Here is a 23,053-nt window from a genome sequence, read left to right as displayed (position 1 = left end):
TTGCCAAACTACTTTTCTTTTCTATCCTCAAACGCCTTAGTGCTTATTGCTGACACTTGCGACCAAGCTTCATTGGGCACTAAAAATGACAAAGCATAATGAGCTATTTTCCACTCATCCGCCTGACGAATAAGCACCCCAGTGCCACGAAAACGCCCCCACTTAGGTGACACCGTAATTTCATCAAACCAGGCCGTATTGCCGTCGTTAGAGTAATTAATATGACGCTCTTCTGGGTGATAGGTCCAGCCCTCACCGTCTTTAAAACCCTTGTCTACATAGGCATCAAATTCAATTGGGCGAGACCAACGCTCCCAATCATCAGTGCCCATAAATATACCGTCGTGAGTAAATAAAGCTAAATAACGCTGTTTTTGTGCCTTACTCGCTGCATCATGCAAACTATCGAGTACTTGGTTAACTTGTTGATCGTCTTGGCTTTGTTGCTTGCCAAATACCGACGTTTGCGTCATCAGGATCAAGATAACACTGCATAAAATAAACTGAATATATTTTATAGTGACCACGGTCATATCCTCTGTAGTGAATTCCAATAGCCACATGGCTTATAGTTGAATCCTGATTGAAAGCAATGTCATGCAAAAAGTCTAGTTTCTTATCAACAAAGAGTATTAAAAACACTCGAGGCGACAGTTGGATTGTAAACACGCATAATAAGAGCAATTAACACTAAAAGGTGAAACAGATATGCCTCAATATGACATTATAATTTTTGGTGCCACCAGCTTTGTCGGACAAATTACCGCTCGCTACTTATTTGAGCACTTAGGCAATAGCAGTGAAGTTCGCTGGGCAATCGCGGGACGTTCGGCCAGCAAGCTAGCGCAACTTAAAGAAGCCATCAATGCACCTAATCTTGATACTTTGATTGCTGATGCGGCAGATGAACAGCAACTGAAAACCTTATGTGAATCAACAAAAGTAGTGGTATCAACCGTTGGGCCCTACGCACTTTTTGGCGAGTTACTGGTTAAAACCTGTGTCACCTCTGGGACAGATTATTGCGATTTAACCGGCGAAGTACAGTGGATTGCGAAAATGCTTAGTCGTTATGAACAAATAGCCAAGATCACGGGCGCACGCATCGTCAATTGTTGTGGTTTTGACTCTATCCCCTCTGACATGGGCGTATATTTTCTGCAACAACAAGCCAAACTCCAATTTGCCAAGACCTGTGAATCCGTGCACATGCGGGTGGCTAAAATGAAAGGAGCAGCGTCAGGCGGCACGGTCGCCAGCATGACCAATATATTTAAAGAAGTAGCCAGCGATAAACAATTAAGAAAAGTATTATCCAATCCTTATGCTATCTGTCCTGAAGATTACGCATATAAAGTAAGACAAAATAGCTTACAGCGCCCTCAGTATGATCCGCTGTTTACTGCATGGACAGCGCCTTTTATTATGGCAGGCATCAATACCCGCATTGTGCTGCGCACCAACACTCTGCTCAACGAACCCTACAGTCAGCAATTTACTTATGACGAGGCGATGTTAACGGGTCAAGGACTGCTTGGCGGCTCTAAAGCCTATGGCATAGGCGCTGGATTGGCCGGTTTTGCCATGGCCGCTATGTTACCGCCCACCCGTTGGTTAATGGAATCAACTATATTACCTAAACCCGGTGATGGCCCATCCTTGCAACAACAGCAACAAGGTCACTATGACTTACGCTTTATCGGTATTACTGCTAGCGGTGAAAAAATCACAACAAAAGTAACTGGTGACCAAGATCCGGGTTATGGCTCTACCGCTAAAATACTCTCGCAAGCAGCCCTATGTTTAGCGCTTGATATCAGTAAAAAAGATAAATCAGGTGGTTTTTGGACCCCAGCAAGTATTTTTGCAGAGCACTTACTCACTCGTTTACAACAGCATGCCGGTTTAACTTTCGAGGTCATTGATGATTAACCATGGCCTGCTGTCACGCGCTCTGCTGGTATTTACCAGCTTAACCTTGTTAATGCTCAGTCAATTTGTCTTATCGGCTCCTGCTTTATGTCAAAAGCAGGAGGTTGATTTACAAGTGTTAGGCTCTGGCGGCCCCGAATTGGACGATGGCCGCGCTTCAAGTAGTTATGTGATTTGGCACAATAAACGTAGCAGATTATTAGTCGATATTGGTCCAGGCAGCAGTGTTAATTTTGGCCGTGCAGGGGCCGATTTTAATGAACTTGATGGGATTCTTTTAACTCATCTGCATGTTGATCACAGCAGTGACTTACCCGCTTATGTAAAAGGTGCGTACTTTAATTCTCGGACACGGGTATTGCCGATATATGGCCCCGATGCAAACGCCTTAATGCCCTCTACTAGTGATTTTGTGCAACGCTTATTTGCTCAAGGGGGAGTTTATCCTTATCTGGCTGATTATTTAGTGCCCTCGAACACTGAGTTTTATTTACAGGCGTTTAACGTTACAAACTCGCCCGAACAGCCCAAGCAGATCCTTACTTACTCACTTGCACCCGACTTAAGTATTAGTGCCATAGCTGTGCATCATGGCCCGGTGGCCGCTGTTGCTTGGCGAGTAGATATCGCAGGTTGTATAGTGAGTTTTTCGGGCGATATGAATAATCAAACCCAGCATCTTAGGCAGTTAGCCCAAGACGCAGATTTATTAGTTATCAACAACGCGATTCCCGAACAAGCCCAAGGCGCAGCGCGTAATTTACACATGCCCCCTTCAGAAATTGGCAAAATAGCCCAAGCAGCTAAGGTTAAAAGAATATTGCTCACTCATTTCATGAAACGCACCAATGATAGTCAAACCGAGACCATTAGGCTGATCAAACAGTTCTATGCTGGCAGGGTCGATTTATCTGAAGATATGCTGCGTTACCCTCTGCCTTGAGTACTATTTGCTGAACATCATGGTATTTAATTATTTAAGCTGTCTTCCGCCATCTAAATGTATAGTGCGGCCGGTAACATAATCACTGTCTAATAAAAAGTTAACCGCTTTCACTGCTTCTTGTGCCCCAGGGCAAATCTCCAGCAATGACTTTTTCAAGGCTTTTTGTTTGTAATCTTCAGTGTCGTGGTCATTAAACATAAGTAAAGCTGGTGCAATTGAATTGACCTTCACTTTGGGCGCCAGTGAGGCAGCAAAAGACAAAGTTAAACTGTGTAAGGCGGCTTTACTGGCGGCATAGGCAATATGTTTTTTACTGCCTTTTTCTTGCACGTAATCCGTCATGTGAATGATGTCAGTGACGCCATCATCTTGGATCAGTAAGGACTGGAAGGCTAAATTGAGCTGATAAGGGGCACTGGCGTGAATCTGCATCATGCGCATAAAAAGCTCAGATGGGTCGCTGTTGCCACTTTCCGCCGCCCAGTCAGAAGCATTGTGAATAATGCCGCGTAATCTTGGGTACCGCTGCTTGATATGCTGGATAAAACCGTCGATCCCTTGCTGAGTTGAAAAGTCAGCTTGCACTAATTCTATGCCCTTATTTGCTAAATCTTCATGGCAAGCTTTGACTTTTCTGTAGGTAACAACAACTTCATGGCCATTTTTGTGCAAACTTTCAGCAATCGCCAAGCCAAGACGCTGAGTTCCGCCGGTAATAATGATAGGATTATGCAAATGATTGTCCTCTTTTTAACTATTAAGTAATCCGAATTCAGCTTACTTACGTTTTGGCTCTTATGGTGATCATAAATAAATCACAAAAATTAAATTTGCCTAACACAAATCGTGCCTCAGGCGTATTCCGAAGGAACTATAAATGTTAAAAACCAAAGTGGTGTCAGTACGAGATTCACTTTCTGAACAAGCAATAGCCGTCCGTAAAGCTTTGATTGACCAAGGGCTGGAAACACCCATGGTTGAAAATGGCCTCGGTGATTCTGAAAAGCGTGCCCGTATCCAGGCTGCTATGCAACAAATAATGCAAACCTTAGGCTTAGATTTAAACGACGATAGTTTATGTGATACTCCACATCGTATCGCCAAAATGTATGTAGATGAGATATTTTCCGGTTTGGACTATAGGCATTTTCCCAAAGTCACCGCTATCGACAATAAAATGCAAACAAGCGAAATGGTTAAAGTCAGCGACATCAGCCTAACCAGTACCTGTGAACATCACTTTGTCACTATTGATGGCATGGCAACCGTAGCTTATATCCCGCAAGATCGCGTATTAGGTCTGTCAAAAATCAACCGTATCGTTGATTTTTTTGCACAAAGGCCACAGGTACAAGAACGCTTAACCCAGCAAGTATTGGTTGCCATCCAAACTATTGTGGGGACTGAAGATGTAGCGGTGACAATTAATGCAACCCATTATTGTGTCAAAGCACGCGGCATAAGAGACACCACGTCCAATACTAAAACCAGTGCATTAGGCGGTGTGTTTAAACTAGACCCTGCCATACGTGCTGAATTCTTCGCCAAAGATTAAACTTACCTCAAATGCACATAGCAATATGTGCATCTCAACTCCATCGCGTAATAAATTGAAATAAACTAAAGGCGTAATGTTGAAATAACTGTCTACATGCAAATTCAATCAAGGCCCAAGTATTCATGTTCAAGGTTGTAGTTTATGGTAAAACTTGGGCACTTTAATCAAACAATCCAAAAAGTTAATACTAGAAACGTCTAAATCATTAGTAGAAACTGTCAAAATAATTTACAACAACATTTTTAAAAACTAAAGAAATATGCACAAGCAACTGTTTTTAATAAAGAAATATAAAATGGTTCGAAATATGCTTAATGATAATCAGACTGTTTCATTTGACACTGTAGAGTCCGTTTTAAGCATGCAGTTACCTTCAACTGACGTAACTAATTAAATAATAACAACTTACTTACAAGGTAGATCCATTATGAAGAAGTATGTTTTCGCTTTAATACTTAGCACTAGCTCTTTTTTATCTCAAGCAGCACTATTATACAGCAACGGTCCCGTAGTTGATGGTAGTGGCTTATCAGTTATTACCTCTCCATCAACTCTATTGGGAGCTGGAGCACAAACTACAGCCGGAAATTCAGTGGCAGAAAACTTCACTATTGCCAGTGGAGTAACTTGGACAATTACCGATTTAGATTTTTTTAGTTATCAATCCTTCGCTACTGGTTTTACATTTGTAAACGCCACGTGGAGCATTGTTTCGGGTGATGTAAATAGTGGTACTATAATGGCATCAAACCTTAACGCCCTTACAAATGGTGGTTTCCAAGGCTATAGAGTGACTTCAACAACACTCGCCAATACAGACCGAAGTATTTACCTCGCAAATGCAGATATTGACGATCTAGTTTTAGGTGCCGGCGACTACTGGCTTCGTTGGAGTCTTACTGGTTCCGCAGCCTCTGGTCCTTGGATACCAACTATGTCTGATGCCCGCACAGGTAATGCCCAACAATCCGCAAATTCAGGTTTATTCTCAACGTTATTTGATGCTGGAAGCCAACTCACTGTTGAATTGCCATTTGCTATAAATGGCTCGGTTTTGACGAATGACGTGCCCGAGCCAGCCATGCTAACTTTACTTGGCCTTGGTTTATTGGGTATGGCTGGAGCACGTCGCCGCAAGAAATAGTTATAAGATTTTGATAGATTAAACCCACTTCGGTGGGTTTATTTATTTATGATGCAATACTTATTAACCCGAGATCAGCTTAAGCCACAATCGTAGAATTATGGTCTACGTCTGTAAAATTAAGGGTGGTTTATTTTAAACAATAGGCCATTAACCCGGCGATTTAATTGAATATGTAATCAGTCACACCTTGTTTTGATAGCTCTATAAAAGAAATATTCTTTAACTTGTCGCTTATCGTTTCGATAGTAAAACGTGTAGGCAACGTTGAGTCGAAAGGACCGATCTTCGAACAGCTATTTAGTTGCTTTTATTAAACCAAATTCGTATATGGTTAATTAACAATAAGGCCTCATTCTAAAATACTTGTTGACAATACTTGCCGTTTACCTCTTTTAGTTCCTACAAGTTTGATGGTAGATTTTAACAAAGCAAAAAGTGTGTTCAGCGATTAAGGTTTTTCTGATGAAATTTTCAAGTCTTTTGGGTGTCGTCTTTTCCATAACGTTGTGGTCTTGTTCAAGCCAAAGCACTGCAAATAAGTCAGTTAGCGCCCCCTTAATCGCCTATCCGAAATATACGGGAGCCTATGACGGTTTTAGCCTAGTGCTGGATGAGCGATTTGACCATTTTAACGAAGCAGTATGGAAAAAAGGCGATGGAGCAGTAGGTGGTGAGTCGATTTGCCGTTTTCATGATAAGGGTATTCGCATAGTTGACGGCTTATTGGAACTGGTGGTTATTGAAGAGCTCGTTCAAGCAAGTTGGTCGACAGATCATCAACAGCACAAAGGTGATTATAAGTTTTTGTGCGGCGAACTGCGGACACATCCCGATAAGAAAGTTCGTTACGGGCGGATTGAAACCCGTATGAAGGCCCCTGATCGCAACAGTGCCTCTGGTTATATCTCCTCTTTATTTACTTACACCAACGATTTTGATCGTAATGCACCTAAAGCCGGTGTTCAGGAGTGGGAGGAAATCGATGTAGAATTGGAAGGTGGTCGCCCAGATAAATTCCAAGCCAACTTAATCTACGGTATGAATACATGGGAATGGTGGCGCACACGGGAATATGGTGCTTGGGAAGATAAAATAATTGTCGGTCCAGTTGACGAGTGGCGTGTATTTGCTATTGAGTGGTTACCCGATGCTATCCGATGGTATGTGGATGGGAAGTTGGTTAAGACCCTGGCGCAAGATGATCTTGATTGCCAACCTGAGTGTCAGCAATCACAAAAACAAGCCACACCTATTCCAGACAATGAAAGCTCTATCTTTATGAATTTCTGGATCCCCAATGATGTTATTCAAGATGCATTTGGTGGCAACAAACGCGACAATGTTTATCCTATGAAAACGCAATATGATTGGTTTCGTTATTATCAATTGGACTCTCATCCAGTGAAGGGCTGGTAAGGTTAATAACTACTGCCGCGGCTGTTTGGTTACAGAGTAATTTCATCAAAATCCGCTAAGGAATTTGCTGAAATTGAACGCAGCCTTTCTGAAGATCAATAATACAGTTGGACTCATAGCCAAAGGGTAAAAAGCGGTTCCCCCCTTGCTTGGCATTGTCCAAAAACACATACATTGATCTTTCCTTAGGACAGTAGCGAGTCTAGTTGCCATCCACATCCCCTGTAAGATAGGCAATGTTATACTTTTTCTTCTCTATGCAATCAATTCTGTCAGCTAAGCTAGGTATATGAAAAAATTCAGCTACTAGGCCGCGATAGTCTGGGCTTTGATTAAAGAAGTAGACGTAATGTATGAAAACCGCATGACCTTACCTCAAAATGCTATAGTGAAACGCCAGATGAAATGAAAAACATGACTAAACAAGTAATAACTGCGTGCAAGGTCTCTGAACTTGAGCGTCACTGTAGCGAAATAATTCGCAATGGATTCACTGTTGTTAAAAAAATTAACAGTGAAGAAATAGACGATATTTATCGGTATCTAGGTAAAAAGGAAGAAATAGCTGATAAGAGAGCCTTTGAAGACACTCTTGCCAGTGGCAATATTAATTTCGTCGGATGGCGAGAGGTCAAAACTAAGTATTTTTCAACTGCTGACCAGAGAAACCCTGATATTATAATTCCGCCACATTGTGAGAGTAATCCTCGGGGAGGATCATTTCAAGTCGCGTTCTTTTACTGTCAAAAATCTGCAGAAACAGGTGGAGAGAGCATATTGATCCCATCAGAAAATATCGATGAAAAAGTCAGTTTTAAAAGATCTATATTTATACCTGTTCCCGGGCGCCTAAAAGAATGGCCAAGTTTTGTGGAAATAATTCATCATACCTTTCCCTTCTTGAAAAAAATGCCTCAACTTTTCAAGCCCTTGTTATTGATACTCTTTTTACTGCTTTTTGCGAACAACATCATACCGAGTATATTGAGATTACTTGGTATTCCATTTGTCATAGGCTCGCTTACTGAAAATGGTATACCTATTATCCGTTTTAGTAAATTTGCCAAGCAGCTTGATCTGGAGAAAGCACTCAATGGTCAAAACTATAGAACACTGGGGTTTTCTGAAGGATTTTATGATTTCAGCATTCGAGAGAAGTTTAGTGAGTTTATTTTAAAAAATAATCTTTATTTCAAAAAAGTGAAAGACGCGAATTTGTTTATAACTAAGTCTGAAGAATTTCGTTATAAGCCTCTGTATCACTCACAAAACGACTTTTGCAAACTCTTTAATAATTCAGTCATTGTAAAATTAGACACAGATGAACTATTAATTATTGATAATCGCCGGTTTATGCATTCAAGCACGCAGTATCAAGGTGAGAGGCATATGTATGCATCTTTTTTATAATTTAACCATTATTGAGTACGGCATTTTTCAATGTCACATGTCATACCAAAGCCATTTCAAAACCCGGTGGCATTGTGCCGACTTCCTGCAATAAATTTTCATGCTCGTAATGATACACTTGATATAGCGACATTGGTTCAGTAGTGTAAATAAAACCCTTCAGCCCGTCTTGTAGCGTTCTCTCAAAATCGCATAAAGCAACAATATGCGCATTAACGAAAACCCCTTGCTGCCAAGTCCATGCAAGTAGATTATTGAAGACTTTAGTTCTGAGGTCTTTTTCAAGATCCTTAGCAATTTCAAGATGGGTAAGGTAAGCGATATTCAACTCCATACCTGCTTTGGGCATAGGCTTAATCAGACTAATAGGCTTCAGTAAAACACGGATTTTCCACGAAATTGATTTAACCAATATGCTTTTATGCGGCGAAGGATTATGAGGAGCAACACAGGCAATTATTTGCTTATGCTGATTTTTTACTAGTATAAATTGTTCTAGGGTGAAGTTGTCCCAACTATTTAATCTTCTACTCAGTTCGTTTTGCTCTCCATCGTAGGAAAAACCAAAAGCTCTGTCTTGATTCTGTTTTTTCAAAAATGATGTCAAAGTAGAGCGATCATCTTGCTTCGCAAAACCAATATGATACTTATTAGAATATTGGTAGAAAGGTACCTTGGCGAAAACATTAACCATGCGATAAGCGCTCAATTTCCGATAAATAAATTCATTTTTTGCTTTTTTTATCAATGAATTGATGGCTTTACTATTTTCATCCATCACAGCGGTAATCAGATATTTCAGTCCATTAAGTTCTTCAATCTGACTAAGATTATACAAGAGAATAGATAATAACTTTTTCCACGCAACAACAAGCTCTAACTTAGGAGCTATTCTTAAGTCGCCTAGGTATCCAACGTCAGTATTTTTATTATTTATTCGACCTTTGCGGATGATCAAACTCGCTACGAATCCCAATTTTCCGCTTTTATCTCTGGCTATTAATACGAAGTATTGATTGCTTGATTTTTGTAAAAAAGAAAAAAAGTCAGGCCCTCTATTGTATTGAATATCAATGAGCGGCGTATTCATCGAAGTCTGATTAAAGAAAGCTAAAATTTCATCATTATTTTCCCGAGTCGCTAAAGAAAAAGCCGGAAATTGAGCTAATAGTTCGGCCAACTTCATTAGATCCAAAACTCTTTATTTTTGCTGCTTTGAATTAGATTAACCGCTTGCTGATCTTCTTTTCCGGTGTCTCGAAGCTTTTCAATAGCCAAATGGACGGTATCAGCCTCAGTGGAACGAAACCGGGGGCTAATGTCTAGCTTAAGATTCTCCCCCTGATTTCTCATAATCGCTACATCCTGCTCAATCACCTGTCGTGTATAAAACTTCACGAAGGGTTTAGCTATCCAATTAAAGCTCACTAATTTATAAGCTATATAGGTATACACTCTACTCTTAAGAGTCGAAATGGGTGTTATTTGACTGTTGATAACAAAGCCATATTCATTATTATATGAATAATCAACGCGGGTTATATTGGGATAAATAAATTTATCCGTGTGAGTCATAGGCACACCTTTAGGGTTCAACAAACGGTTTGTGATACCACCAATTTTGTCGTTTTCTTGGTTGTATGTCACTAATACCGCTCCCTCTTTGGTTTCAATACTCATGGGGACTTTAATTTGCGCTTTATTTCTAAACCAGCCCGCATGCACATAGACGGTATGCGCTACATCCATGAAATTTTCGACTAAATTAGTCACTTCATTATCGAAGTCAGTGATCATAAAATATTTTGTCCATGCAGGATCTTCAGCGTAGGGAAACGTCCAAGTCGGTATTGCGTCAAGCGGCATTTCTTGGCTTGGACATATCCACAATACGCCATTTTTTTCGTATTGATGCGGCCGAGCAATTTTGTATCGACTATTTTTGTCCGGGCCTTCAGAGGGTATATCTGTCACATGACCGTGTTTATCATAGGTCCAGCCATGGTAAGGACACACAATCTGGCCATTTTTACATTGGCCCTCAGACAGTTTTGTGCCCCTGTGCAAACAACGATCTTCTAAACAGCTTAGCCCGCCATTTTCATCCCGAAAGATGACATAGGGCTTATCATACATAATCCTGCGAATGGGCTTTTGGGCCACTTCTGACGCTAAACAAAGGATATACCAATTATTGACGCGTTTTCCGTCTCGCTCACTTAAAGGTTTAATGTTCATAAAATAAATTTAAATCCTCAATTTTCTTCACTACTGTAATCGCTTCTATTTTGACTTGTCCCTTTATCAAACCTTGTCTAGCCATCAGTTCAAGATGCTTTTGGTGCGCGTTTTCTGCATACAAAACCTCTTCAGGTGCCAATTGACCTAAATCTCTAGCCAAATTGTAATGAAACGATGTTCTAAGTAGTGATGCTAATGCTGTCTTGATTGCAGATAGGTCATCTCGCCAAATGCCGTCTAGGATTAATACATATTTTGGTTTCTTATCTTCACATGCCAACAGTGTCAGCGGTTTACTGTTTGGAAATTGAATCGAGATATGCTGAATAACGTGGGCTACAAATTCATTGGCTAATTTTTCACCGACAAAGTCATTGTGACCTATTCGACTTAAAAATGTGAAGCTAGGAATGTCACCATAGAAACCAGTGACTTCAATTAGATCGTTGTTTTTATATCGAATAAGACCTGAACCGGTTGTGACTATAGGGATAACTTTCATCCCTAAACTTAGCTGCCAGGAAGGAAGGATCAAAGCCGTCTCTGCACATTCAAATTCATAAAAATGACTCTGATAAGCCAATGGGTATTGGCTGGCAAAAGGAATCGATACCACACTTTCGGTTGACCAAAGACCTTTGCCTTGAAGTGTGGCATGGGTAAGTATTTTTTTTAGTTTAATTGCCCCTGTTTTAGCTAGTGCCGTATCCCAACAACTGACTAAGGTAAGCTGAGGCCAAAATATTTTCCAAAAATCAGAATCCTCCATTTCAACTAATTCCTGTAATAATTCAACTCGTTTGGGCGCAAATGGCGCTTTAGTTTGTTTTAAAGACTCGCCTAACACGCCCCAAGACCCGCTTGCCAACACCGCTTGAATATATTCTTTATGCCTTAATATCGTCTCTAGTAAATTAAGTGCAAATGAAGGACTCCATACCGAAATCAGTCCAAGTCTTTTCTCAGCGCACAGAAAACACGCAGTCGCTATCATCGCGTCACGATCGGTTTTGGCCAAAGATACACTCTCAGGCACAACAAACATTCTCCCCAGCAGATAACGTTTGAATATGGAGAACAACTCTCCATCATTTAAGTTTGCCTGCGAAGTTCTCTGATTATCTGGCAGCCATGACAATGACCAATAATGCTTGGTGGTGAGCAAGGTTTTATTTGCCCTGTAGACGTCGAATAACCATGCAGAACTGGCGTATCCAAACTCTGTTAGTAAAGCCTTTGAATAAGGGATCCACTTTTGTGTATCGGTAGAGCCACTCGTAGGTTGGTAGCGATGGCAATCATAGCAAACCATTCCTTGTTCGCCCTGGCGCATTTGGCGCAAAATAGCCGCTTGCCAATCCTTATACGTAGTCACCGCAAAAGCTTGGGTGAAATCTTCATATTCTGCATAATTTTCAGAGGTTCCAGCCAGCGTTTGTGTGCCGGTTAACTGGGATAGAATATGTTTTAATTTTTTTCGCTGGACTTTTTCTAACTGATTTTTATTAAGCCTGAATCTCAGAAAAGAATAAAAACTGGCGAAGCAGAATAAAGTGTGAGCCCAAAAAACATGCTTACTCATTATAGGCTATTCATTTAAGCGGTTTTGATTCAGGTTTTACATAATGCATACTGGGTCTTTTGCGCCGAGTCTTTGAAATTGTGTAGTGAAAAGCTAGCATATGGGTATGGACACTTCCCTTGGTTTTTTGTTTGGATTAAACAACAAAGTACCGTCTGAATGGCTCACTTGTTTGTCGACTGGGTAAATAAGGAGGCAATATTAACTTTTTAGCATCCGTCTGGTTTTGCGTAGCGTTCGCGAAATAAAGTACAAAAAAGTCGACTTATCTATCCTGCCAATGCAGCAAAGTTCATCTCCTTGTTGATGGCCTGGGTTTTTTTCTACAAAAAAACGTATATCAGGATAATCATCGATTAGCGATTGTTCTATGGGTGCTACACCCTCAAGCAAACGACCAGCAGGATTAATGAACTGCAGAACCCCTTTATGTGCTTGCCAATTATCGCCAAATTTTTCCCTTGATAGAGTATCAATAACAGCTTCTTCCCATACGGGTGTACTTTGATCGTGCCTCGGATAATAATTCAACAGATTCCGGCTAAACAGTAGATACGTTTTATAGCCTTTTGAAATAAGAAACCAATGTATAGGTTGCAATCTGTTCAGTAAAAATTGTTTACCTAGCAACTTAGCAAAAGCAATCTGCAATGCCGACTGCCCCCAGTAATCAGAAGCAATAATGGTATCACCGGAATAAATAGCATGGACTGCCTTACCTGCTATCTTGCGCTTATAAATTTCTATGGTTGAAAAACCTTGGACACTTTTGTCACCGGAGTCTATTAGCAGAATAACCTTACTCTTAGCTTCAAGATCTGTGGCAAACTGGGCTTGCGAAATATCGGTATAGTAACGTTGAAACAATATCCACATATCGCTTCTCAAGCTTGCACTTAAGCCAATGATGTTAAGCGTTTTCCCTTGTAGCTTTCCACTTTTGGCGAGCATAAAAATTTGGGACCTATAAGGAATATAAATTGGCGGAATGCCATCAAGCGCGGCAACAGTAATTGATTTTGTCAACGTTATCAAAACTTAAAAGTCTAGCTTCGGCTTTTTCACACTATATTTGCACTACATTATTTTTTCAGCCAGTATCGTCAGGCTATGGGGTTAAGCTAATCATTATCAGCTTGATGAGCCGACAACACATCTCTAGGTAACATTTTTCGAGGAACACTTGTGTGAACAAAGCCCTTCCAGTTAATTCACTGATCCCAAACTCAAATTCAGCTGACCACTTAGTTGAAAGTCTAAATGATGCTCTCAATACTGCTGATTCTCCGGTCGAAGGATCCCGTCGCTCTGATATACCTAAAAATTTATTAGAGCGGGCAAACGATTTAACGCTTGTTCGCTACACAGTAGTAGATTGGTTGTGGATTGGGTCATTTTGGCTGGGCATGGCCTATACTCCACCTATTTTTTATCCTCTCTGGGTGCTTTTGATCGCTGGTCGTATACATGCATTTGGCGTGACTTTGCACGATGCAATTCATAAGAGCTTTAAAGTAAAAAATTGGAAACTACGATTTGTTGAAATTTTTGCTGGTTATTCGATGGCTTCAACCTTGAACGCTATGCGCTATCACCATATTCGCCATCATCGAGACAGTGGTATGCCAAACGATCCATATTTTGACCCTGCAATCAAAGATAATCCTGGCATTTTCTTTTTAGTTTGGTTACGCCACATATTGCTAATGCCGGCATGGATCATTCGTGGTTATTATGGTTCGTTGGCTTATTTCATACCTGCCATGCGCAATAGCTATGCTCGCATATTTATGCAAGAGAAGTCAGGCGAGGATCTCACCAAGCAAAAAGAACTGATTAATTGTGCCAAGGCAGAATTTGGTCAGGCAAGCATACATACTATTTTGCTTGCGTTTGCTTGGGTATATCCCTACCAAATTTTGCTGTACTACTTTATACCCGGGGTGGTTGCGGGTCTATTAGGAGGCTATCGAGTGCTTATTGAGCACAATTATACTGCCACTATGGACCGCTCTATAAGCACAATAATCAATACAACCCGCGATCATCATCTTGGTCATTGGGGGCGATTATTTTTGGCTCCGCGGAACATTGGCTACCATATTGTTCATCACATTCACCCACAAGTGGCACTAGAGAACTTACCTGCTTTGCGACAATGGTACATCGACAATCATAGCGCCATTTATCCGAGCGCTAAGCACAAGGCGGTAAACGTCAACTAGTTTAAAAGTACGTTTTCTCTAATTTATCAATGTCTTTAGGCATAGTTTGTGGTGGCAAAAATATCCGTAAATAACGATGCCATAGAGGTTGTGTTTCTTGTTGATTTGATACCGAAAAGAGCTCTTGCCAAGGAATGGCGCTATTTCGATGATGAGTAAGATTGTAATTAAAGTTTAAAAATAATGCTCTTATTAACCATGGAGCCCTTAAATTATAGGCACCTTCTACTCTATGAATAGGGGTTCTCACATGGTAGACCCATTGCAAAGACGACCATGAAAAGGCAAAAAAGAAGTATAAGGTCGCTAGTATCGTAATATCCCAGTTAAAGATATAAATGACCGATATCCAGAATGTTAGCAGTAATACAGTCTCAATTTTCATTAAGCGCCAAGCGCCACTAGAAAATTGATTAAAGGCTTCTGCGTAAGTATTATTTTTAGTATCAATGGCCAATGACGTTTTTAATCTGTCGGGAATAAAGAAACAGATAAGCGGTAGAATAAGGCCCCCAAGCCATATTCCACCGAAAATCGCTAAATAATAGATAGAAATTTTCTTGGCGGCTGACTCGTCTGGAAAAATATAATCAACAAGTTCAGGTCGGGTTCTATTTCGAACATGATGGCCTTCGTGGTTTCTTTCAAAAAACGTATAGGCTGTACCAAACAGAGTGGAGGACCAAAAACCTAAAAACCAGTTAACTTTTTTATTGGTATTAGCACTTCCATGAAAACATTCATGCATAAAAGAAAACACCCCTTGCATCATCAAGCAGAAAAATAGGCCTAATCCAATTTTCACCATGATATTTAAATCTTGGTGAAGTAAGAAAATAACAGTGAACCAAGCAAGAGACTGAAGCAAGAGCACACATAAATTTACCAAATTATAGTTTTTCAATTTTATTCCTTTGCTTATTCTCATTTCAGTAAGGTAGAGACAATGACAACGATATTACAAATAATGCCTTGAGTTATACACTAAGCCCTCGTTTATAAAAGTAGAAAAACCGTTTCTCTGTCTTTTTTAAAGTCATATTAAGCTTGGTTTGGCAGTGATTTGAGCGTGGCTAGGCATTGTTCCCAAAAATGCCCAGCTTGAAAACCATAACCTCCTACCACAGGCTGAGCATGATCGATGCCGCCAACTAAGATATTAGGAAAACAGGGCCACAGCATTTTGTGCACATAAAATTGCCCATCATGGGCTACGTCTTTATCGATTTCACTGAGCCTTTTATGAAATGAATCGACCCAACTGGTGGGTTGAACCGACCAAGTAACACACTGAATAACGGGGAATGGAAAGTGATAGTTCTTTAGATAAGGTTTGATATTAGGATTGATCAGGTCGTAACAAGCCTTTTTGGCAGACAATAAGTATAAAGAGACCTTATAAACTGCTTCCTTAAGTGTTGTTCTTTTACCTCTGGGATACGCACCCGTTAATATGCTGTTTAATACGGGGGAAATGTCAAAAGGTGTTTGTACTAAAATAGCGCCTTTTATTGCAGGCCAAATCTGTTGGTCATTTTCCAAAGCGGTTAAGGCGTCTAGGCCTCCTTTAGAATGGCAAAGAAGGTAAATATCCTTATTAATTTGACTCAGGTGTAAGGCTATTGCCGCGGCGTTATCCTTGATACTAGCCGTGCCAGAAGTTGGCGCTACTGAAACCTCATATCCTTGTTGTAGAAAATGCTCTTTTACGTCTTTGAAGTGATTCAACATGTGATCACCCATGAGTCCTTTAACCAGCACAATGTGAATTAAAGGCGCATCAGCTAAATCGGCAGTTTGATGATTATCTAGCGCATTAAAAAAGTCAGTTAACGCCCAATCCACGCCTTCTATTTCAGGAGTCTTGGGGTAGTGCCTTAATAACGATTTATTTTCCAGAGCTGTCCAAATCATTTTATCAAATTCATATATGTGCTTTTATTATAAGGAAATTTACCCTAAGGTGTCTCGCAGTACTCTACTGTCCAAAACTGTTCGCTATATTCGCACTAATACATAAATATTGCAGTTACTATCCTATAGCTAGGTGAGATTTATCCGGTACATGTCTTTAATCAACAGCAAAGTAGAAAACCAATCAACACACAATTCATTTATTAATCATTCAGAATAAATAAAAGATAGTGATTTTTCGTTCTCATGTAGTACGTCAGGAGTGCAATAAATGATAGTTAAGCCGAGTATTAACACTTGGATATTGCGGCTTTGTAAACATCCATTTTTAATGTTTGCAACCATCGGTTTACTCACTGTCATTGCCCTGATATTTGCCGCTAAGGTAAAACAAGAACAATCACTTAAGGTTTGGTTTCCTGAAAATGACCCTGCAATTTTATCGTATGAGCAATTCTCCAACACTTTTAGTGCGGATGAAATTATTGTAATTGGTGTATTTGCAGACGATATATTTGAGCCCACTATCTGGGACGCGATTGATGAAATAACCCAAGCATCAAAAAATATTCCTTTTGTACACACAGTTTCTTCGATAACCAGTTTGGCAAACTATTATCCTCCCCTTGAGGAGGGCGATCCCAGCGTGCGTGAGCAGGTATTAGCCAATAGTCTGTTACCAGGAACATTTGTGTCTCATGATGGAAAAACGGGCGCAATCATTATTCAGATCCTCAGGGAAGGGAATACATTTGACAATAAACGTCTTATCGTCGAATCCGTCTATGAATTGCTAGCATCAAAGCAAAGTTGGGCGGTACTGGACATCCGAGTTGCAGGCTCACCCGTGACTGACTATGCCAGTATGAAACAGAATCAAGCGGATATGAGCACCGTTATACCCTTTATGATTTTTATGATTTTTGTTATTTCTTGGTTTACCTTGAAGCGAGCAGCCCTTGCGGCTATTCCACTATTAATTGTAACGGTGGCAGTGATATGGACTTTCGGCATCATGGGGCTATTAGGTTTACAGTTAACCATGGTGTCTACCGCACTATTGCCGATTATTGTAGCAATAGGGGTAGCCGATTCAATACATGTTATCAGTCAGTATAATCATCAATTAAAAACTGAAACGGATAACGACTTAGCCGTGGTGAACTCCGTGATAAGAGTGCTAAAACCGTGTTTTTTTACCAGTGCCACTACCGTTGCAGGATTATTAGCGCTGATAGTCAGCGATATTGTGCCTATTAGGGAGTTTGGATATACGGCAGCAATAGGCGTGAGCATGGCATTTATCGTTAGCACGGTGTTAGTGCCGGTTATTTTATATTACATGTCTCCCAGACCCGCTGCATCTTACATCAGTTCAATTACCCCCTATTGTGAATGGTTTTTTTCTAGCAATTCAAAAAGTAACAGCAAACCGCGGATAATTATGATCATTTGCGCTCTGGTATTGATTTTTTCTAGCATACTTGCCCTGCGGGTTGAGGTCGGTGTCAACCCCTTATCTTGGTTTGATAAGGAAGATCCTGTCTATATTGACACCACTAAGATCGATGCCGCACTAGGTGGAAGCCTTTCAGTCGAGTTCTTAGTGACAAGCAAAAAAGGAGAATTAAAAAATCTTTCGACGCTTGAGAAACTGCAGGAATTCCAGCTTTGGTTAGAACAAGAAACCGTTATAACGCGAGTGATCTCAATCGTTGATATATTAAAAGAAATTGGCAGAAATGATGAGTTAAGGCCGCAATTTCCCACTCAAACTGGGATAAATTTATTGCTAGACAATACGGATGTACAAGCAAACATCAAACAATGGGTAACAAGTGATGCTTCGCAAGCACGGATTTCAGGCAGAGTGTCCCTGACACACGCTAAGCTTGCACTTGACCAACTACCTTATGTCAAAGAGCAAATAAAACAACGCTTTCCTGATGAAACCTTAAAAGTTGAAATAACTGGGCATACTAATTTAATGGCTGCGATGGAGGAACATATCCTCTCGAGCCAGATTAAAAGTCTCAGCCTAGCCCTAATCATCATAACTATACTGATCGGATTACTCTTAAAGTCGTGGATATTCGCCATTATCGCGATGATCCCCAACTTAGTCCCGGTGGCAATAGGTCTGGGGGCGATGACGGCTTTAGATATAGGTCTTAATCCTGCAACAGCAATGGTTGGCACCATTATGCTCGGCATTGTGGTTGATGATACCGTTCATTTTTTAGTGGCATTTCGTCGTTGCATGCAACAATCCATTGGAGTGAGCCAGAGCATTCGTGATTCAATCGATGAAGCCGGTACCCCCATTGTTGTAACCAGCTTGATACTCATTTTTAGTTTCAGTGCGCTATGTTTTGGGGAGTTTGGACCGAGTCGTGACATTGGAATGCTAACCGCAATTGTGGTTAGTATGGCCTTAATCTCAAATTTGGTTTTATTACCTGCTGTATTGATGTCAATACCCAAAGGAGTTTGGGAGCACGTTTTTAAATCCAAAGCCCTAAATTCAAGATGATAAGCAGTGCGAAATATTAGCCTAGCTATTCATCCTAAACTTTATCAATAAGTACAGTGTATGAGTGACTGCATTATTTTTTTGCTCACCATTTATGACCGGCATGAAGTTTTGTTTAATTGAATTTTTGATTAAAAGAACTATCTGATAAGGACACTGAGCTGGTAACAACAGTTCGACAGTACAGCAAGCTTAAATTCATGTCACTGGAGGATAGATCAATTATTTACCAGCGATTTAATATCGAAACCGCGTTAACCCCACCAAAAAAATCAGCAGCCATTTGAATTAATCGGCTGCCTGCAATTTGATCTGTGTCAACAATTAAAATGCGCGTAAATGTTATGGTTAGTGCACAACACATTTGTAAAATGAAGTAATCAACTCACTATTTTCTCAAGGAAAAACAATGAATATATATTCTGTTTTACTGTTAATAATCGGTTTTATTTCTCTAACCGGCTGTGAATATGGCCCAAACGCTTCTAGGGGATTTAGCTTACCTGAAGGTGATGCAGCCAATGGTCAACAGGTATTAGTCAAACACAAATGCCTTGCTTGCCACACTTTAGAGGGTGTCAGTGATGATACAATCGAGCCTGAGTTGGCCACCTTGGTTCAATTAGGCGGCAGAACGACTAAAGTGACAACCTACGCGGAGCTGGTGACCAGTATAATTAATCCCTCACACAAGATTGCTCAGGGCTATATGCTAGACTCAGTCAGCGAATCAGGTAAGTCAAAAATGCGTAATTACAATGATGTGATGACCGTCACAGAGCTGGTAGATTTAGTCACGTTCTTGCAACCGACTTACAAAGTAAAACCTAATGAATATACGCCATATGGCCGTTATTATTAAGAGAGCAAATCTGTGCAAGCACCACGCATGAATGCACAAGCCATTGAAAATATGGTTTATCTGTAGTGGCTGATATTCGATCTGACAAGCTGCTTTGAGTTAATTATTGTCATACGATTAATCAGTCCTGAAGATCGCCTTTATTGAGATAGGAGTCATTCAAAGTTAACGTTACATTATTTCAAAAGCGGAGTTAAAATAAAAAACTTATTCTTCCATTAATATTTTCATCATCAGTTCATGCCGATTTAAAAAGTTTTTTGTTACCTCAAAGTGCTCCGTTTCTTCATATCGAGTTTCATGAATCCCACACTCACTAAAGTGATAGATTTTTGCTCTTGGGTAAGCTAAGAGAATCGGAGAGTGAGTTGCTATGATAAGTTGTGAGTTTTTTTCAACTAATTCATGAATTACCGATATAGCTGACATTTGCTTCGTAGGTGACAATGCAGCCTCAGGCTCATCCATTAGGTATAAACCATTACCTCGCAGTTTGTTGCTTATAGTTGCCATAAAGGATTCACCGTGCGATTGCTTATGGAGAGACTTTCCGCCATATCCTTGAATTGGGGGAGGTACAAGATTATCCATATAGGTAGCGACATTGTAAAAACTCTCAGCTCTAAGAAAGTAGTAATCTCTTGGTTTTTTAAAACTCTTAATAGTCTTCAGATAATCGCCGAGTGTTGAGTGGGTTTTTTCAGTCGCAAAAGTTGTATTCTTGTTACCTCCTTCAGGGTTTAATCCCATAGCAACAGCAATCGCTTCAATGAGGGTAGATTTTCCTGACCCATTTTCTCCTACAAAAAATGTCACATCAGGATGAAAATCAAGGTGTTCTAGACCTTTTATACTTGGAATACTGAATGGAAAATCATCAAAACTACTTATTTTATCCCGTTTTAACTCGATTTTTTTTAGGTATGGTTTTTCATTAAAACTCATAATGCACTTACTGTAATTAAGTATTGTTATTCTTCCATCTTCGCAACACACGCTTTCATTAGCTAGTGATTAAAGTGGGTCTAATTGATTTTTGATGTCTGTTTCGACTCAAAGCGGAAATAATGGAAGCAAATACCACTGCATCCATACTGCTATTTGGGATCGTCAAATCTTAGAAATCTTCGGGGTCAGAGACGCTGATTCAAGCACATAGGGATTTCAGTGTGCGTCCCCTCGTAGTTCGAAGCCGAATTTCGCATGTGCGCCAGAAGCGGATATTCAGGGATAACATTCCCTCTGCAAATTTCAGCGGCTCTGACCCCGCAGTTCACAGCTCATTACATTTAGCAATGTGTAAATATTTTAGTTTAATTCTTTCATCGAATTGGGCAGTTAGGAGAAGCTTAAATGGAAAGTGAACAATTTGAAAAACATTTAAGAGCAAAAGAAGCCATAAAAGATGTTCTTTATTTTTATATGGAGTTGCTTGACTATACTGGCTTGTATACCGACTGCAATGAGTTTGGTAAGTTTGATCCTGAGGTCTATATTGATTGTGTAGCAACAGAACATAGTCTCTCCGAACCTGACGCTGAGTTATTGCATGAGGCGAGTGCTATTAAATTACTGTGTTCAGTATTTCATCTTTGGGAGCAAAATAACTATCCAAAAGATAGCTTCCTAACTACGGATTTAGTCAAAAAATTGCTTGATGAAGGCAGAATAGATCATTTGCCAGAGTTAAAAAATATTCTAGAGAAATCACTTACTTCCTATCATGAAGCTATGGAGCTTTCATTTTGTATTCGACAAAATTACGTAGTTAAATTTTTTGCTGAATTAATCGCAGAGCGCTAAATAAATCGTCAAATTCGTATTTATACAGCAAAACTTCAACGTCCGCTTTCCTGCTAATTGGGATCGTTCACTGGATAGAACATGAAGAGCCGCTTTTGGCACAGACTTCCCACTCAAGCTCCAGTTAGTGATCTTACAATGTGATTCGTTTTGGCGAACGGCAAAAAAGAGCGAAAGCGAAAGAGCAAAGCTGCATACTAATGATATTTTAGTCGACGCTAGCCAATATTATCGTTAAGTCCGTTGCATTGACGAGTGCAAATTTGCGCTTGAAAAGTTCACCCTTTTCATCGAAGAACAAGAGTTCGGCAATTTCTGCCTTGTACTTTTGCATAAATTTATCTGTTTCTGGATAGCCTGTGCGTGATACTAAATAGTTCACGGTATCACCAAGCTCCGCCTTGGCATTATTTATTTCAATCGTCTGTTGATTGCTCACTACACGATTGAGATCGTAAATAAAAACCACTGACTTTTTGCCATTGCCAATTTGATTCAAATCGTCATCGATAGGCGCCGGTAATGACCAGATAAGTGCAGCAATGAAAACTGCAATGGATCCAATTATCAGGAGGGTCTTTTTCATAGCGTTCAACTTCTCATTATACTCTACTTAGCATTACACTAAATTCGAGCTATAGAACTGCGGGGTCAGAGCCGCTGAAATTGCATAGAGAGTTTAATCCCTGAATGACATCTGGCCCTTAGCTCGATATCAGATTTTTTAATCTCTATTGTTAGGTTAAGCACTGACTATTTTAATTTATCCACACTTTGATATCGGCTTTGTTTCTGCCTGTTAAAAAGACAGTTCAAGACTGAGCGACTAAAGCTAAGATGAGCTCAAGTAATCGTATCCTTTATTTTACAAAATATCATTTACCTCAGACATAAATATCAAGGTGTTTAAAACCTTTGTTATCTTTGTCGTTTTGATCTTTTTCATTATCAGTACTTGGCTCCGAGTCCTCTTCAACTTTTTTAATCTCTTGTTCCTTCGGTTTTTTCTTAAACTTAGATTGTTGCTGTTGACGGGCTTCACGCTCTTCTAAATGAAGCTCTTGCTCTTCATCGCTCAGCTCGCGCAAGGCCGATTCTTTAAGCACTTTATGTACTTTTAGCTCATCATGCTTGATGGGCTCTTTACCTTCGCGGGGTAAAATTGAAAATAATAAATCGCTACTCATAAGCTTTTAGCCTGTTTTTTAACCAATATTGAACTATATCGTCACTCTTTAACAAGTCTTTACCCAATGCTTTGGATCACTACTGTAGTGTTAAGACCCTATTTAGTCGATTTAGTTTTAAGTAAGAGGCAAAAACCTCTACTTTAAGCGCTATTTAGACTTGCATTAATAAGGCCAATTGAATAATGTATGCGCCAAGATTGAGTGGGTCACAAAATACAACTGAGTATAGTCGTTTCGCACCTAACAACAGGATTACATATTTTGAAAAATTCATTGCAAGGCGTCCATCACCAC

Annotated in this window: 21 protein-coding genes and 1 other annotated feature (1 of these 22 cut by a window edge); of the genes, 10 read left to right on the top strand and 11 right to left on the bottom strand. The window is 40.0% G+C overall.

The window, feature by feature from the left end; translation table 11 throughout:
* Positions 1 to 8: 8 nt before the first annotated feature.
* Positions 9 to 527, bottom strand: coding sequence for a nuclear transport factor 2 family protein (locus tag ABKW31_RS02315; RefSeq protein WP_348614591.1), 519 nt, complete (start codon positions 525 to 527; stop codon positions 9 to 11).
* 181 nt (positions 528 to 708) lie between these two features.
* Here ABKW31_RS02315 and ABKW31_RS02310 point away from each other — a divergent pair, with 181 nt between their 5' ends.
* Together ABKW31_RS02310 and ABKW31_RS02305 are read left to right on the top strand one after the other, a co-directional pair.
* A complete protein-coding gene (locus ABKW31_RS02310) occupies positions 709 to 1,932 on the top strand; it encodes a saccharopine dehydrogenase NADP-binding domain-containing protein (RefSeq protein WP_348614590.1) in 1,224 nt (407 codons plus the stop codon).
* Positions 1,925 to 2,875: an MBL fold metallo-hydrolase gene (locus ABKW31_RS02305; protein ID WP_348614588.1), complete on the top strand. Its 951-nt coding sequence runs from the start codon at positions 1,925 to 1,927 to the stop codon at positions 2,873 to 2,875. The genes ABKW31_RS02310 and ABKW31_RS02305 overlap by 8 nt, the downstream gene beginning before the upstream one ends.
* Before the next feature lie 30 nt (positions 2,876 to 2,905).
* Here the strand turns inward: ABKW31_RS02305 and folM are convergent, their stop codons facing one another.
* Positions 2,906 to 3,613, bottom strand: a complete 708-nt coding sequence (gene folM / locus ABKW31_RS02300; RefSeq protein ID WP_348614587.1) for a dihydromonapterin reductase — start codon at positions 3,611 to 3,613, stop codon at positions 2,906 to 2,908.
* Between the two features lie 142 nt (positions 3,614 to 3,755).
* Here folM and folE point away from each other — a divergent pair, with 142 nt between their 5' ends.
* From folE to ABKW31_RS02280, 4 genes are all read left to right on the top strand, one after another.
* Positions 3,756 to 4,433, top strand: a complete 678-nt coding sequence (gene folE, locus ABKW31_RS02295; protein WP_348614586.1) for a GTP cyclohydrolase I FolE — start codon at positions 3,756 to 3,758, stop codon at positions 4,431 to 4,433.
* 430 nt (positions 4,434 to 4,863) lie between these two features.
* Positions 4,864 to 5,580 (top strand): PEP-CTERM sorting domain-containing protein, encoded by a 717-nt coding sequence (locus tag ABKW31_RS02290; RefSeq protein ID WP_348614585.1) that lies wholly within the window; start codon positions 4,864 to 4,866, stop codon positions 5,578 to 5,580.
* A gap of 465 nt (positions 5,581 to 6,045) precedes the next feature.
* A complete protein-coding gene (locus ABKW31_RS02285) occupies positions 6,046 to 6,999 on the top strand; it encodes a family 16 glycosylhydrolase (RefSeq protein ID WP_348614583.1) in 954 nt (317 codons plus the stop codon).
* A gap of 414 nt (positions 7,000 to 7,413) precedes the next feature.
* Positions 7,414 to 8,409 carry a hypothetical protein gene (locus ABKW31_RS02280; protein ID WP_348614582.1) on the top strand — a complete coding sequence of 332 codons (996 nt, stop codon included), beginning with the start codon at positions 7,414 to 7,416 and terminating at the stop codon, positions 8,407 to 8,409.
* Between the two features lie 40 nt (positions 8,410 to 8,449).
* Here ABKW31_RS02280 and ABKW31_RS02275 read toward each other — a convergent pair whose 3' ends face one another.
* The 4 genes from ABKW31_RS02275 to ABKW31_RS02260 form a co-directional block, all read right to left on the bottom strand.
* Positions 8,450 to 9,595: a hypothetical protein gene (locus tag ABKW31_RS02275; protein ID WP_348614581.1), complete on the bottom strand. Its 1,146-nt coding sequence runs from the start codon at positions 9,593 to 9,595 to the stop codon at positions 8,450 to 8,452.
* Positions 9,595 to 10,647, bottom strand: a complete 1,053-nt coding sequence (locus tag ABKW31_RS02270) for an aromatic ring-hydroxylating dioxygenase subunit alpha (protein WP_348614580.1) — start codon at positions 10,645 to 10,647, stop codon at positions 9,595 to 9,597. Before ABKW31_RS02270 ends, ABKW31_RS02275 begins: the two co-directional genes overlap by 1 nt.
* Positions 10,637 to 12,232: a GH3 auxin-responsive promoter family protein gene (locus ABKW31_RS02265; protein WP_348614579.1), complete on the bottom strand. Its 1,596-nt coding sequence runs from the start codon at positions 12,230 to 12,232 to the stop codon at positions 10,637 to 10,639. The genes ABKW31_RS02270 and ABKW31_RS02265 overlap by 11 nt, the downstream gene beginning before the upstream one ends.
* A 201-nt stretch (positions 12,233 to 12,433) precedes the next feature.
* Positions 12,434 to 13,258: a hypothetical protein gene (locus tag ABKW31_RS02260; RefSeq protein WP_348614578.1), complete on the bottom strand. Its 825-nt coding sequence runs from the start codon at positions 13,256 to 13,258 to the stop codon at positions 12,434 to 12,436.
* Positions 13,259 to 13,419: 161 nt separating this feature from the next.
* Between ABKW31_RS02260 and ABKW31_RS02255 the strand changes: the two genes are divergently transcribed.
* Positions 13,420 to 14,457 carry a fatty acid desaturase gene (locus ABKW31_RS02255; protein ID WP_348614576.1) on the top strand — a complete coding sequence of 346 codons (1,038 nt, stop codon included), beginning with the start codon at positions 13,420 to 13,422 and terminating at the stop codon, positions 14,455 to 14,457.
* Position 14,458: 1 nt separating this feature from the next.
* Here ABKW31_RS02255 and ABKW31_RS02250 read toward each other — a convergent pair whose 3' ends face one another.
* Both ABKW31_RS02250 and ABKW31_RS02245 read right to left on the bottom strand, forming a co-directional pair.
* Positions 14,459 to 15,361 carry a fatty acid desaturase gene (locus tag ABKW31_RS02250; protein ID WP_348614575.1) on the bottom strand — a complete coding sequence of 301 codons (903 nt, stop codon included), beginning with the start codon at positions 15,359 to 15,361 and terminating at the stop codon, positions 14,459 to 14,461.
* A 137-nt stretch (positions 15,362 to 15,498) separates the two neighbouring features.
* On the bottom strand, positions 15,499 to 16,371 hold the full coding sequence (locus ABKW31_RS02245; protein WP_348614574.1) for an alpha/beta hydrolase: 873 nt from the start codon (positions 16,369 to 16,371) through the stop codon (positions 15,499 to 15,501).
* Positions 16,372 to 16,642: 271 nt separating this feature from the next.
* Here ABKW31_RS02245 and ABKW31_RS02240 point away from each other — a divergent pair, with 271 nt between their 5' ends.
* Positions 16,643 to 18,904 (top strand): MMPL family transporter, encoded by a 2,262-nt coding sequence (locus tag ABKW31_RS02240; protein WP_348614573.1) that lies wholly within the window; start codon positions 16,643 to 16,645, stop codon positions 18,902 to 18,904.
* 409 nt (positions 18,905 to 19,313) lie between these two features.
* Entirely contained in the window at positions 19,314 to 19,766 is a 453-nt protein-coding gene (locus tag ABKW31_RS02235; protein WP_348614571.1) for a c-type cytochrome, read from the top strand.
* 207 nt (positions 19,767 to 19,973) lie between these two features.
* On the opposite strand, the gene ABKW31_RS02230 is transcribed toward ABKW31_RS02235, so the two are convergent.
* Positions 19,974 to 20,711 carry an AAA family ATPase gene (locus ABKW31_RS02230; RefSeq protein WP_348614570.1) on the bottom strand — a complete coding sequence of 246 codons (738 nt, stop codon included), beginning with the start codon at positions 20,709 to 20,711 and terminating at the stop codon, positions 19,974 to 19,976.
* A 408-nt stretch (positions 20,712 to 21,119) separates the two neighbouring features.
* On the opposite strand from ABKW31_RS02230, the gene ABKW31_RS02225 reads away from it, so the two are divergent.
* Entirely contained in the window at positions 21,120 to 21,569 is a 450-nt protein-coding gene (locus tag ABKW31_RS02225) for a hypothetical protein (protein ID WP_348614569.1), read from the top strand.
* Between the two features lie 208 nt (positions 21,570 to 21,777).
* Here ABKW31_RS02225 and ABKW31_RS02220 read toward each other — a convergent pair whose 3' ends face one another.
* The gene (locus ABKW31_RS02220; RefSeq protein ID WP_348614568.1) at positions 21,778 to 22,155 is read right to left on the bottom strand and encodes a hypothetical protein; all 378 of its coding nucleotides are present in this window, start codon (positions 22,153 to 22,155) and stop codon (positions 21,778 to 21,780) included.
* Between the two features lie 298 nt (positions 22,156 to 22,453).
* Entirely contained in the window at positions 22,454 to 22,756 is a 303-nt protein-coding gene (locus ABKW31_RS02215) for a hypothetical protein (protein WP_348614567.1), read from the bottom strand.
* A 287-nt stretch (positions 22,757 to 23,043) separates the two neighbouring features.
* Positions 23,044 to 23,053: a sequence feature (His leader region), on the top strand; it runs 102 nt beyond the window's last position.

This window comes from Paraglaciecola sp. 25GB23A (assembly GCF_040012495.1).
Lineage (GTDB): Bacteria > Pseudomonadota > Gammaproteobacteria > Enterobacterales > Alteromonadaceae > Paraglaciecola.
This window is presented reverse-complemented; position numbering and strand designations above follow the sequence as displayed.